General features: G+C 64.6%; 10 protein-coding genes. 7 read left to right on the top strand and 3 right to left on the bottom strand.

Going from position 1 to position 12,818, the window contains the following annotated elements; translation table 11 throughout:
- Positions 1-7 precede the first annotated feature (7 nt).
- From KY49_RS38775 to tssJ, 7 genes are all read left to right on the top strand, one after another.
- Entirely contained in the window at positions 8-1,048 is a 1,041-nt protein-coding gene (locus tag KY49_RS38775; protein ID WP_231636486.1) for a DUF6708 domain-containing protein, read from the top strand.
- Positions 1,049-1,116: 68 nt separating this feature from the next.
- Positions 1,117-1,368: a PAAR domain-containing protein gene (locus KY49_RS36275; RefSeq protein ID WP_071738071.1), complete on the top strand. Its 252-nt coding sequence runs from the start codon at positions 1,117-1,119 to the stop codon at positions 1,366-1,368.
- Between the two features lie 82 nt (positions 1,369-1,450).
- Entirely contained in the window at positions 1,451-2,647 is a 1,197-nt protein-coding gene (locus KY49_RS25565) for a hypothetical protein (protein WP_231636649.1), read from the top strand.
- Positions 2,644-6,174, top strand: coding sequence for an ImcF-related family protein (locus tag KY49_RS25570; protein WP_042587245.1), 3,531 nt, complete (start codon positions 2,644-2,646; stop codon positions 6,172-6,174). Before KY49_RS25565 ends, KY49_RS25570 begins: the two co-directional genes overlap by 4 nt.
- Before the next feature lie 16 nt (positions 6,175-6,190).
- Positions 6,191-8,005 (top strand): type VI secretion system baseplate subunit TssF, encoded by a 1,815-nt coding sequence (gene tssF / locus KY49_RS25575; protein ID WP_042587246.1) that lies wholly within the window; start codon positions 6,191-6,193, stop codon positions 8,003-8,005.
- A 98-nt stretch (positions 8,006-8,103) separates the two neighbouring features.
- Entirely contained in the window at positions 8,104-9,084 is a 981-nt protein-coding gene (tssG, locus tag KY49_RS25580; RefSeq protein ID WP_042588730.1) for a type VI secretion system baseplate subunit TssG, read from the top strand.
- A 46-nt stretch (positions 9,085-9,130) separates the two neighbouring features.
- Positions 9,131-9,775, top strand: coding sequence for a type VI secretion system lipoprotein TssJ (tssJ, locus tag KY49_RS25585; protein WP_042587247.1), 645 nt, complete (start codon positions 9,131-9,133; stop codon positions 9,773-9,775).
- A 142-nt stretch (positions 9,776-9,917) separates the two neighbouring features.
- Here the strand turns inward: tssJ and KY49_RS25590 are convergent, their stop codons facing one another.
- The 3 genes from KY49_RS25590 to KY49_RS25605 all read right to left on the bottom strand — a co-directional run bounded on the left by KY49_RS25590 (position 9,918) and on the right by KY49_RS25605 (position 12,764).
- Positions 9,918-10,556, bottom strand: a complete 639-nt coding sequence (locus KY49_RS25590) for a hypothetical protein (RefSeq protein WP_156162611.1) — start codon at positions 10,554-10,556, stop codon at positions 9,918-9,920.
- 87 nt (positions 10,557-10,643) lie between these two features.
- Positions 10,644-11,075 carry a hypothetical protein gene (locus tag KY49_RS25600; RefSeq protein ID WP_042587250.1) on the bottom strand — a complete coding sequence of 144 codons (432 nt, stop codon included), beginning with the start codon at positions 11,073-11,075 and terminating at the stop codon, positions 10,644-10,646.
- An 87-nt stretch (positions 11,076-11,162) separates the two neighbouring features.
- Entirely contained in the window at positions 11,163-12,764 is a 1,602-nt protein-coding gene (locus KY49_RS25605) for a tyrosinase family protein (RefSeq protein ID WP_042587251.1), read from the bottom strand.
- Positions 12,765-12,818 lie beyond the last annotated feature (54 nt).

Genomic DNA, 12,818 nt, shown 5'->3' on the forward strand with positions numbered 1-12,818 from the left:
ACCCTGGATGGCTTGGCTGCTGGTACGGAACAACGGCATCGTGATGTCGGGCCGATATTTGCGTGAACCAGCGTGGACACCGAGTGAGCAATTCAATCAGTCCCTGCTTGAGAAAAAAGGACGTTCTGGCGCCGTTCCGTGCACACTTGGTAGTGTTATTGCCTTCAACGAAAATTATATGGAAATAGTCGACTGGGCCTATCAAAAAGTTGGTCTGGTTGAGGGTATTTCGATATTTATGATGTTTGGTCCAATGGCATATTTATTTTCATTTTATGTGGATACTTTTTCTGGTCGTAACCCAGATCCACTATTTTACAACTCAATAGCAACTATTTTTTGCCTTCCTTTCGTCATCTGGTTCAGTCGGATCGTATTCAAGACATTCACCGGGTGCACGCACTATCCCGTTCGCCTGGACCGAAAAAACCAGATGGTCCACGTGTTCCGCCACAACGGGGAGGATGGGGTGAGCAGCTACCGCTGGCGCGACATTACGTTCGGGATGATCGGTGGCGGGGCCTTGCAGCGAGACTTCGTCCAAGGGGTAATGGCCGGATACGTACGGCGTCCGGACGGAAGCTACGACTACTTTCGGCTGGGCGTGATGTGGCCCACGGAAGAGGGCATGCGTGGGCAATGGGAATACTTCCGGCGCTATATGGAAGAAGGTCCCGATTCGTTGCCCGAGCCGGAAATCCTGCTGCCGATCGAAGGCAAACGGGAATCGTTCCGCATGGGCGCGCAACTGTGCTGGTTCCTGGCCGGCCCGATGCTCGGTCCGGCGATCTTCCTTGCACCGCTCACCGTGCCCGGCAGCCTGCTGCGCTGGTTCATCATGCACGTCACGCGCCGCCTGCCGCGCTGGCCGCAACACATCATGGATATCTGCCCGATTTCCGCTGACGACAAATACGCACACAAGCCGCCCAAGTCGCTGGACGTGTCGCTGGACCTGGCGTTCTTCGTGACCGCGGGTGTGCTCGCGCTCGATGCCGCGCTGATTTGGTGGTTCGTCGATTGGCTGTCGCAGCCGGGCTATCACTGATTTGTTTGCAGGGCGTGCGAATTGCCGTTCGCCCAGCGAAAGACTTTATCGAAAAAGGGGGGAATGTGATGTTCGATGCAATTCGTCTTGGCGACGCTACGGACCATGGCGGCAGGGTCATCAGTGCGTCGTCGAACATGCGTATCGATGGCCGGTGCGTCGCGCGAAAGGGTGACAAGGTGACATGTCCGAAGCACCCGGACGTCAACCCCAATCTGATCATCGATGGCTTCGAGCAGGGGACGAACAACGGCGTGCCGGTTGCCCGTCATGGCTATAGGGCGACGTGCGGCTGTCGTCTGATTTCAAGCCTGCGATAACCGCCACGCCATGCCGGTGATTCTCCCGCCGCAGCTGCAGCGAACCCCGCCCGCGCCCCCCAGAGCCGCTGTCTGGCTGGTGATGTGCGTGTTCGCCATCGCGGCAGCTGCCGCGTACACACTCTCAACATGGCCGAAGGGCGTTCCCACTGGCACCGTCTGGTTCTGGATCCGCGTGCTGGGCTTTCCCACGCTGGCATGCACGATTTTGTATGGCTTGCGGTTGCTGTATTTCGAGCGTGAAAGAGAACGTCAGGATGCCGAACGTGAACAGTGGGAGGACGATTGCGCGGAAGCGACCCGGTTCGCCCAGGAGCCGATTGCGTTGCTGGCATCGGGTTATCTATGCTCGCTCGGTATCCTAGATGTCGCCGGGGCCATGACCATCGGAGTCCGGCGACTCGAGTCGAGCGTGCCGGCAACCGGGGGAGAAACGGTACGTCATACGGCGTTGCGCCTCATTGACGATTCTGATCTTGCCGACCGCTATGCGTCCTGCTTCCGCGAGTTGCTGGCAATGATCGACGACGCGCTACATGTGCTACCCCGGTCGTTGCCGTTCGAGATCCGGCTGGACTGCCCGGGGAATATCGAAGCAGACGAACTTTGCGAAATCTGGCGGAGATGCTGGGCGGAGACGGGCCATCGGGCTGCCGAGGTATCGGTGCTTGCGCGCGATGAAGGCGTGATGGCAGTCGATGCGTGGCTGGATGCTTACGGTGGGCCCGCACTGGAGAAATACGCACTGTTTGTGGCCGTTCAGCTTTACGACCAGCCGCCGGCGGACAGCGCGGAAGCGGCGGTCGCATTGTTGCTCGGCTGGACGCAGATGGCGCAGCGCAATGGCTCGCCAATAAGAGCACTGATGCATCGACCCGTAGAAAAATCGGGCGACACACTTCTTCTAGATGTGCTGTACACGGGCGTGCTCTGGGGGCGCGCGAAGCCCGAGGGGGTGGCGGACGTCTGGCAAACCGGACTCGCACCGGCCGACAAGCCTGCGTTGCTCGAGGCCGCGTCGGAACTCAAGCTGGGCGCGTCGAACACCGACGAACTGTCAGGGTTTCACGATATCGATCTGGCGATGGGGCACGCGGGCGTTGCCGATGCATGGCTGGCCATCGCTCTGGCAGCGGAGCATGCCGTTCAGTCTGGAAATCCTCAGGCCGTAGCGACGCGCCGTCGTGATTTGCGCGTTGCGGTAGTCCAGCCCCGACCAGTCTCTGGAGCGGAGCACGCGCGGGCACCCATGGAAAACAAGAACGAAGGTAACGCATGAGCAGCAAGAAGATGTCGGGGTACTGGATTGTGGTCGTCGCGCTCACCGTGGCCGCAGGCATACTTGCGTACTACATGGGGGATGCGATCCACCCGTCGCGTTTGGTTCGTATTCTGGTGGTCGCTCTCGCGGGCGCGCTTCTCCTTGCGATGGAAGGGCTGGTTCGGGGTGCTTGGCGATGGACGGCACGGGCCGCAGTTGCAAAAGAGCGGAGCCGGTATGGACGTGATCAGGCTGCCCGTGCCGGCGCAACGGAAACCGCGGCCGCTGCTGTCACCGGAAACCAGGCTACGGGCCTGAAAGAGGCGCTGCGTCACCGATACGGCTGGCGCTGGCGTTACCGCCTGCCTTGGCTGTTTGTGGCGGGAGCCGATTCGACGATTGGCCGGTTGTCGCCGGAGCTGGCCGAGCGCGGGTGGATGATCACTGACGATGCCGTGCTGTTGTGGGGCGCGCAAGGGCCGGACGGGCGTCCGGATGACGTGTGGCTGCGCCGGATCCGTCGCATGCGCTGCCGTCGCCCGCTTGATGCAATCGTGCTGGCGGTGGACGACACAACTTTGTCGCAGGACGGCGCACGCGGAAGGCGCCCTTGGGCCATTCACCTCGCGCGCATCACGCACCTCCTGCGCTGGTCCGCACCGATATACGTGCTCGATCTCGCCGGTGACGATCCCATCCACCACGCTGACACCCCCGTCACCGGCTGCGAATTTTCCCGATCCACTGACGCGCCCGCGATCGAGGCCGCGCTGCTCGAATTGCGCAACCGCTTGGCCGACACCAGCGTCGGCCAACTCGCGCGCAACGGCGACGACCGCTACGCATCGGACCTGTCGACCCGGCTCGATACGCGCAGCGGGCCGCTGGCGCGCTGGATCGTGAATCTGTCGGAGTGGCAGCGTCGCCCTTTGCCGATAGCCGGTGCGTTCTTCTCGCCGTGGCCCGCGGCCGGCACCGAAAGCGCCCACTTCCCGTTGTGGCGTTATCTCGCTGACGCTGCGACGCGCTCGTCGGGGCGCCGCACGGGAGCGCACCCGATCACGGTGCCATCGGTGATTGCGCTGGCGGCCGTCGGCTTGTGGGGCGCAGGCATGCTGACCTCAGGCTTGACGAACGCGCGCGGCCTCGCGCTCACGCACGACGTGCTGCGCACGTTCGACGGCGCCGACAATCCGGCGACCCGTCTGCGCGCGTTGCTCGCGCTCCAGCAGCGCATTGAATTCTATGAAGCGCGCGTCCAGCATCCGCCGCTCTTCTCTCGCTTCGGCCTGAATCATGATCAAGACGTGCTGACCGCACTGTGGGCCCACTACACGCGCGAAGCGCGTCCTCAACTCATCGCCCCCGTGCAGCAGAACATCGAGGCTCAGCTGGTCGATCTGACCCAGATGCCGACGACCGAGCTTGACGATCAGCTCAGCCGTCTCGCGCGCGACGGTCACGCCGCGCTCAAGACGTACCTCATGCTGGCCGAGCCGACACGCGCCGATGCCGCGTTCCTGACGCCGCAGCTCGTCCGATACTGGCGCGGCGGTGCCGGACTGTCGCCGGGCGAAAAACTCGACCTGTCCCAGCGGCTGCTGTCGTTCTACGCGCATCACCTGAGCACGCATCCCGACTGGCGTCTCGCACCGCGCGACGAGCTCGTTGGCGGCGCTCGCCAGACGCTGCTCGCCGTGATCGGTGTCAAGAACTCGGACGACACGATTTACCAGGGGATCCTCGATTCGGTCGGACACAAATACCCCGATCAGACGCTCGCGTCGTTGACTGCCGGAACCGACACGCGAGGCTTGCTGCGGACCTCGGCGAGCGTCCCTGGTGCGTTTACGCGCCAGGCGTGGGACGGCACGATCGAGGCCGCAATCGATGCATCGGCCAAGCGCAACGGCGTGACTGCCGACTGGGTGCTCGGAACGGGCGGCGCCAATCGCAACGCGTCGGCGATGACGCCCGACGCGTTGCGCGCCGCGCTGCGCGCGCGCTACTTCGCGGATTACGCGGAACATTGGCAAACCTTCATGAACGGCATCGTGTGCGAGCCGGCGCGAACGCTGCCGGCGGCCATCGCGCAGTTGAAGCTGATCGCCGATTCCCGGCAGTCGCCCGTGATCACGCTGATGAAATCGGTCGAATACCAGGGCGGCGCCGGCGCAGTGCGGACCTCGCTGTCCGACACGCTGGTGACCAAAGCGCAGAGCATGCTCGCCGGCAAGGACGACGCGCCGCAAGCGGCAAGCCCCGATCCCGCCGGGCCGTTGGGGGCATCGTTCGGGCCGGTGCTGCGCCTGGTTGCGTCCGGCAACGCTGCCGCGGCCAGCGCCGCCAGTGATCTGAGCCTGCAGCGCTTCACCGAGCGCATCACGATGCTGCGCTTGAAGCTGCAGCAGATCGCCGACAGTCCGGACGCCGACAGCGAAGCCCGGCAGGTCGCGCAGGCGCTGTTTCAGGGCAGGAGTTCGGAGCTGGCCGATACGCTCGCCTATGCCCAGTTGGTCGCCGCCAGCCTCGGCGAGCAGTGGACCGGGATGGGGCAGGCGCTGTTCGTGCAGCCCATTGCGCAGGCCACGCAGGCCGTGCTCGAACCGGCCCAGGCCAGCCTGAACGACGCGTGGCGGCAGACGATCGTCGCGACCTGGAATCGGTCGTTTGCCGGCCGCTATCCGTTCGCGAGCACGGCCAACGATGCATCGCTGCCCGAACTGGCGCGCTTCCTGCGTCCGCAGGGCGGGCTCGTCGGTTCATTCCTGGCGACCCAGCTTGCGGGCGTGCTGACGCTGCAGGGCGATCAATGGGTGCCGGCGTCGAGCGGGTCCGGCGCGAGCAGTGCGGCACGCACGATCGATCCGGCTTTCCTCAACGCGATCAACATGTTGCAGCGGATCGCCGCTCACCTGCTCGCGCAGGGCGAGCCTCGGTATGCGTTCGACCTGAAGCCTGTTCCGACGTCGGGCGTGACCGACACGCGCCTGAGCGTCGACGGTCAGACACTGCATTACTACAACCAGCAGGAAACGTGGCAGACGCTCACGTGGCCGTCGAGCGAGCCGCAGAAGGCCGGCGCCCGGCTCGAGTGGCAAACCGAGCGGTCGGGTACGAACCTGAATCTGGAGTTCGGCGGGCGGTGGGCGCTGGTGCGCCTGCTGGAACGGGCCCACGTGAGCCCGGTGGATACCGCCACCTACCAGATTACCTGGCAGGCCGTGCCGCCGGCGCCGCCATCCAGGTCAGCGACCGCGCAGACGGACGATCACGATGCGTTGACGGCGCAGGGGCCGTTGACGTCCGCGCCGTCATCACTCGCGTATCCACTGACCTACCTGATGCGCACCGACGTGGGCAAGGGGCCGCTCGAGCTGCTGTCGCTTCGCGGGTTCGCCTTGCCGTCGCGCATTTTCGTGCCTCGGGCTTCCACGCCGCGCGCGGGCGGCTCCGCCTCGCAACCGCCGCCGCTGCCGCCGGGCGCACTCGCGGCAGCTCGTCACGCGTCCGTGCCCGTCCCGGGCGGACCGATGCCGGAATGACACGACAGGACACCGAATGACGAATCCGATCAAGGACAACGAGATCCTGCGCTATTACGAGGCCGAGATGCGCTATCTGCGCGAAGCCGGCCGGGAGTTCGCCCATGCCTTCCCCGATCGGGCACGCGAGTTGGGGCTGGACCGCGGCGGTGAGCGCGACCCCCATGTGGAGCGGCTGCTCGAGGGCTTTGCGTTCCTGATGGGGCGACTGCGCCACAAGCTCGACGACGAACTGCCCGAACTGACCGAAGGGCTCGTCAGCATGCTCTGGCCGCACTACCTGCGCATGATTCCGTCGCTGTCGATCCTCGAGCTCACGCCGGACACGGGCGTGCTGCAAAAGCATGAGACGCTCTCGGCCGGGCTCGAGGCGACGTCCGGACCGATCGCGACGGGCGCAGGCGAAGGGGCGGCCACGCACGTCGAATGCGTCTACCGCACCACACAACCGATCGACCTGTATCCGGTGACCCTCACCGAGGCCGGGGCATGGGCGCGCGAAGACGGTCGTTCCGTGATCCGGCTTCGCCTGGCGATTCAGCAGCAGGCCCAGCGCGAACGGTTGCATGTGCCGCGCCTGCGGCTGTATCTCGATGCGGATCGTCCCGTCGCCCTCGCACTGCACGCGGCGCTCACGGGGAAACCACTCGCGATGCACGTACGCGTACCCGGCTTTCCGGCGGATCGCCCCGGCGCGCCGCAGGAGATGCCGGGCCTGCGGATGGAGGCGGCCGGCTTCGCGGGCAACGAGCGCCTGTGGCCGAAGGCCGACAACGCGTTCGGCGGCTATCAGTTGCTGCTGGAGTATTTCACGTTCCCCGAGAAGTTCATGTTCGTCGACCTGCTCGGGCTCGACATCCAGGCGATTCCCGCGTCCGCTCCATACGTCGACGTCGAGATCGTGCTGGCGAAGCCGTGGCAGGACAACATGCGCTTCACCGCGGAGAACGTGCGGCTGTACTGCACGCCGATCATCAACCTGTTTCCCGTCCAGGCCGATCCGGTCAAGGTCACGCAGTTCGAGACCGAATATCGGGTGCGGGCGCGCGAGCAGCATGGGCCGCTGGTCGACATCTACTCGGTCGACGCGGTGCACGGAATCGAGCGCGGCCGACGCTTTGAATATGTGCCGTTCGTAGTATTCCGCCACCACGGCGGCATGCTGCGCCATGCGATGCCGGAGCGGTATTTCCACACGCACGTGCGGCGCGCACCGTCCGGACGCTTCGATACCTGGGTCGTGCTCGGCGGCCACGCCTGGGAAACCGAGCACGCGTTGCCTCAGGAAACACTGTCGCTGTCGGTCACGGGCACCAACGGCATGCTGCCGCGCAAGGCGTTGCGGGAAGCGAGCATCACGCGCATGCGGGCAGGTTTCACGAACATCGCGTCGGTACGCAACTTGACCGCGCCCACGTTGCCGGTTTATCCGCCGACAGCGGATCGTTTCCAGTGGCGGGTGCTCTCGCATCTGGCGTCGAATTACCTGTCGCTGCTCGATGCGGAAATCCTGCGCGGATCGTTGGCCCTGTACGACTGGACCGACGGCGAGCTGAATCGCCGCCGGATCGAGGCGATCGTCGACGTGCGGCACCGGCCGCTGCAAAAGCTCGTGAAGGGCGGGTTGATGCGCGGCGTCGAAATTACCGTGACGATCGACAGCACGCGCTTCGCGGGCGACGGCGATCTCGAGCTGTTCGGCGCCATGCTCAACCGGTTTCTGGGCCTGTACGCGACGGTCAACCTGTACACGAAGCTGGTGATCGTGTCGCAGCCGACCGGCCGGCACCTCGAATGGCCTGATACGAAGGGTGAAGGAGCACCGTTTTGAACGACTCCGCGAAAGCGCCCGAGCGCAGTCTGACGACTTTGCCGCCGGCCCAGGCGGACCGTCCGTTGCTCCCGGCGCTGCTGAATCAGGCGCACCGGATGAATTTCTTTCGTTTCTGCGCGCTGATCGAACTGGCCGCATCGGATGCCGCGCCGCTGGGTACCACCGATTCGCCTGCGACGGATCCGGTCCGCTTCCGGTCCCGTGCGCAGTTGGGATTTCCGGCGCGCGAGATCGATGCGGTCGAATTCGATCTCGATGATCCGGCGACACCGCCCGCCGTTCGCACGACGTTCCTCGGCCTGTACGGCGTCGATGCGCGCATGCCGGCGTATTTCGTTGACGAGGTTGCGCAGAACCGCGACGGCGCCGAGCCGCTGTCTGCGTTCATGGACCTGTTCCACCATCGCATTGCCACGCAGTTCTACCGGATCTGGCGCAAATACCGGTATCCGGCCGGCTTCCGGCCGGATGGCTTCGATACCGTCTCGCGCGGCGTGCTCAGCTTGGTGGGTCTCGGGTTCCGCTCGCCGGACACGCGTGCGCCGGACGGGGGATTTCCGCCGGGCGTGGGTGCGCGCACGCTGCTGTCGATGCTCGGACTGGCCGCTCAGAAGACGCGCACCGCGCAAGGGCTTGCCGGCGTGCTGGGCGCGGCGGTTCCGGATGCCGCCATTGCGGTCGAGGAGTTTTATCCGGTGTGGCGTGCCGTCAACGACTTCGAACCGGCGGCGCTCGGCGAGCAATGCTTGCTCGGACGCGGGTTTTACGATCGGGCGAACACACTGCGTATCGTGATCACGCCGCACACGCGCGACGCAGTCGCGGCGCTCGTGCCGGGACAACCGGCTTACCGCCAGATCATCGCGCTGCTGCGCTTCTACCTCGGCTACGAAAGCGAAGCGCTGCTGGAGATGCGGGTGCACCCGGACCTGATGCCCGAGCCTTTACTGGCGTCCGGTCAGGCGAAGCTGGGTCTGACCACGCAACTGGGCTCGCCGCCCGGGGTACGACACGGACGCCCACGCGCGACATGGGTACAGCTGGGTCGCTGGCGCGGCGTGACGGAAGCTGCATAAGCCCGATACACCATTCGGCAGGACAACGCGATGCAGGACACGAAATATGGACAAGCAGCAAAAGAACCCTCTCAGGACACCGACCGTGCGAAGCCTGGTCGGAGCAGCGGCCGTGTTGGTCATCCTTGCAACCGCCGGCTGCGGCGTCGGGCAAGCCGTGAAGGACAGCACGGTGGGCGCGGCGAAATGGGTCTTCACGACGCAGGTGAAGACGATGAATGTGGACCTCGTCGCCCGGTCGTCGTTGAACGCAAATGCCGCTGGGCAGCCTTTGTCGACGGTCGTGAGGCTCTACCAGTTGAAGGATGCGAAGACCTTCGCCCAACTCGACTACACCCAGTTGCAGACCAATGACCTGGACGCGCTCAAGGCGGATCTGCTCGCCACCAAGGATGTGGTGCTTCGCCCCGGTGCGAACGCCAGCGTGAGCGAACCGATGCACCCGGATGCGCATGTGGTGGGTGTCGTGGCGTTCTTCCGTGAGCCGGGTGAGGGTGCGGTCTGGAAGCTGGCCGTGCCGAAAAAGCAATGGAAGCAGACCGATCCGGTCAGGGTCGAAGTGCGCGACAACGTGCTCGTCCTGCTCGATGCCAAGGATCAGCCCGTCACTCGGGCCGCGCCTCGGCAGAGTGCGCCGGCCGCGCCCGAGCCGAAGCCGAAAGCGGTTGACGTAACCGGGCACACGGGATGAAGGCCAAGGGGAACGCCACCTCGAACCGGAACGGGGTAGCGCAGGATATTTATCGCACGTATTGACGCGTCGGCGTGCCGAATCGGAGCGATGGCGCCTGTCCGCCGGCAGCGACACTGAACATTTGCGGATCGGGACGGTTTTATCCGAGCTCACCAGGAACGCAGCACGTCGAGCGACGCTTGTTCTGGATGCGTTCCGCCAAGCGGGCTGCGCGATGGCTCAGTTCGTAAAATGCCAACATGCTGGCCAGCATCGCGAAAGCGACGCCGCTTGCGTCCCAGCGCAGGCCGAGACTGAACGCCGTTGCCTGTGTCGCGGCCATGCCGGTGCTCATGGCGAGCAGCATCGCTGCAATCTCGATCCCGATCCGGGCCAGGGCCTTGGCGGCAACGCGCACCTTGTCGAGTCGAATCATGTTGAGGCGGCCTGCATGGTGCAGGAGCACCACGGCCAGCATCGCGGACGTCGACACCGGGAACCAGCGCAGATGCAGCATCAGCGTATTCCACACGACGCCCGTATCCAGCGCCCCGCCGCACACATTGAGGATCGTATCGATGGGCGTGCGCAACGCATCGAGCGTCAACCCGACGCAGACGGCGGCAATGCACCAGTGCATCGACCGGCGGGCGCACCGGCCGGACGGGCTGCCGCCCGACATATATCCCGCGCTGGCGCATGCAATCGCGCCAGCGCAATTCCAGGTCCAGCTGGAATACGAATCATGTAACCGGGTCGGCAAATCGCAGGCGACGTAACCGAGGAGTGCGAACGACATTAAGCCGCGCAGCCGTGCGGATAGCGAAACGACCGCGATTCGCCCGAACCGGCCTGCCGGTGGCGCAGTCGGAGGCATGATGGCCGTTCACGCGGGATCGTTCAGGACCGCATACCAGGAGCACACCACGCCGGCCGGCGAGACGCCGCCGCCACCGCTTGCGTGCGGGACGGCGCGCACGATCGAGCCGGTCAGCGCCGGACGCTGGTTGACGCCGTTCGGCCACGGCGCGCTCAGGTATCCGACGTAGTCATAGACCCATTCCTCGCCGCCGACGACGCCCTGCCCCTGGAAGCGCACGGTCCAGGGATCGCCATAGCCGATCGAGCCGCTCAGCTGCAGTTCCCATCCCGGTCCGAAGATGCGTCCCCTGAGTATGCCCATCGGCGCCGGCTCGAGCTCGATGGTGGCGCGGCCGAATTCAAGGTCATTGAATGGCGTCGCCAGGTCAGGATCGTTCAGCAAACTGCGATAGGTCCACATGCCGACCAGACTGCCGGTTTCAGGTGCGTAGCTCATCCCAGCTCCCCCCGTTGCTTCGACTGCGCTGATATCCCCCGCTGAACCGGCGCCGGACCGATGGCGCCGGTTCAGCGCATGACGCGGCTACCGGACCTCGACCCGGAACCGTTGCTGACCCGGTTTGGCTGCTGCGGCAGCGAAGGATCGTCCTTGGCCGAATACATCGTCACGGGTATGGACTTCGACCTCGTAGCTGGCATCCTTCACCGATGCTTCCGTGAAATGGTGCAGCGGGAAGAAGGCTTTCACTTCGAGATGGGTCTGGCAGTTGGCGCAGTACTGGACGCTCCAGCGGCTCAGGACGGCCTCCGTGCCGAGCAGGTGCCGCTTGCCGTCCAGGACGACGTAGGCGGCGACGAGGAAAGACCCGCGGATCGGCGCACGGTTGATCCCGGATACGCGAAGGACCTTGCTGCTGTTGCCGGCCGGCACGGCCGCCGCCAGCTGGGGTTTCGGCAGGTCTTCCAGCGAGCCGGGGCCGTACGTGTAGCCCAGCTGTTCCTCGATGTTGATGCAGTCGAGCGACGTGTACGCGCGTTGCTTGCCGTTCTCGCTTTTCTTGAACGGATCGAGCGGCGACTCCAGCGTCAGCCACGAGTTGGGCACCGTTCCCGGCGTCGGCCCCTGGGCGTCCACGGAATTGGTGCCGGGATATTCGGCGATGACGTCGAGGTGTTGGGTGAAACCGTGACGCTTCTGCCACAGCCAGAACACGCGGTCCACGAAGCAGTGGTGGAAATAGAAGATCGGGTCGAGGCCAGCCGTATCGTTTTCGCCCATGTCGCCGTTGGCGCCGCGGATCGGCGAGTCGTCGCCGGCGTTCGGGCCGGTGGGGACGTCGTAACCGCCGACGGCAAGGTGAATGTGGTTGTGCGGAGATTCGAGCGGGACGATGTGCGTAGCCCCTTGCGGAAGGTTCTCGTTCCACTGTGCCGCGGACGTCGTATTCGAAAACACCGTGTAGTTGGGCGCATTCAGGCACGCCTCGTACTGGGCCTTCACGTGGGTCTCGATCTTCTTGCCGTGCACGACGATGAAGGACGTGAGCCAGTTCACCACGTTCCGGTCGAGCAGTTTCACGTTCTCGTGATAGTGCGGGAATCGGGCATTGTGTTTCTCGGTGGCGGCCAGGTCTTTTTCGGTGCCGACCAGCCCCGACAACGGATAGCGAACCGTTTCGTAGCCGAGCGGCTTGCTGTAGTTCGGATCGTCGCCGTTGATGTTGTCGGTGATGCCCTTGTTGAACACGAAGGAGCGCAGCGGGTTGGGAATCGTCTGCCCGTCGAGCTCGACATCCTTCTTCGTCAGCGCCCACGGAATGCCGTGCTTGAGCGACTCGTCGCTGGTTTCGTCCCAGTAGGGCAGCATCACCTGTTCGCAGCCCGGGATGCTCTGCAAAGCCTGTTCCAGCCTCAGCAGGTAAACGCGATGCCAGGTCGGGAACAGCACATTGCCGTGATTGCAATAGCCGCCCCAGTACGAGGACGATCCCCAGCCTGCGCCCCGGAAAGGTTCGCCGTGGAAGCCGCCGATCAGGAAGAACGAGTTCGGATCGTCGGGCGGGAGTTCCTTGATGCCTTTCCAGGCGCGCATCAGGTCCTCGAGCGGCTTCTTGTTGCCTTTCAAGTACTCGGCCTGCAGCGATTCGATCGACGGGCGGACCCGGACTCCAGTTGCGCTATTCATGACTCGGCCTCTCTCTTTCGTAAGCAGCATTGCGGTTTGACTGCCAGGGTTCGA

The sequence above is a fragment of the Burkholderia sp. MSHR3999 genome (assembly GCF_000833595.1).
GTDB classification, from domain to species: Bacteria; Pseudomonadota; Gammaproteobacteria; order Burkholderiales; family Burkholderiaceae; genus Burkholderia; species Burkholderia ubonensis.

What these genes read in the sequence shown, in the direction of transcription:
- KY49_RS38775 (WP_231636486.1), top strand. Translation starts at nt 8, where the DNA reads ATGGCTTGGCTGCTGGTACGGAACAACGGCATCGTGATGTCGGGCCGA.
- KY49_RS36275 (WP_071738071.1), top strand. Translation starts at nt 1,117, where the DNA reads ATGTTCGATGCAATTCGTCTTGGCGACGCTACGGACCATGGCGGCAGG.
- KY49_RS25565 (WP_231636649.1), top strand. Translation starts at nt 1,451, where the DNA reads ATGTGCGTGTTCGCCATCGCGGCAGCTGCCGCGTACACACTCTCAACA.
- KY49_RS25570 (WP_042587245.1), top strand. Translation starts at nt 2,644, where the DNA reads ATGAGCAGCAAGAAGATGTCGGGGTACTGGATTGTGGTCGTCGCGCTC.
- tssF (WP_042587246.1), top strand. Translation starts at nt 6,191, where the DNA reads ATGACGAATCCGATCAAGGACAACGAGATCCTGCGCTATTACGAGGCC.
- tssG (WP_042588730.1), top strand. Translation starts at nt 8,104, where the DNA reads ATGAATTTCTTTCGTTTCTGCGCGCTGATCGAACTGGCCGCATCGGAT.
- tssJ (WP_042587247.1), top strand. Translation starts at nt 9,131, where the DNA reads ATGGACAAGCAGCAAAAGAACCCTCTCAGGACACCGACCGTGCGAAGC.
- KY49_RS25590 (WP_156162611.1), bottom strand. Translation starts at nt 10,556, where the DNA reads ATGTCGTTCGCACTCCTCGGTTACGTCGCCTGCGATTTGCCGACCCGG.
- KY49_RS25600 (WP_042587250.1), bottom strand. Translation starts at nt 11,075, where the DNA reads ATGAGCTACGCACCTGAAACCGGCAGTCTGGTCGGCATGTGGACCTAT.
- KY49_RS25605 (WP_042587251.1), bottom strand. Translation starts at nt 12,764, where the DNA reads ATGAATAGCGCAACTGGAGTCCGGGTCCGCCCGTCGATCGAATCGCTG.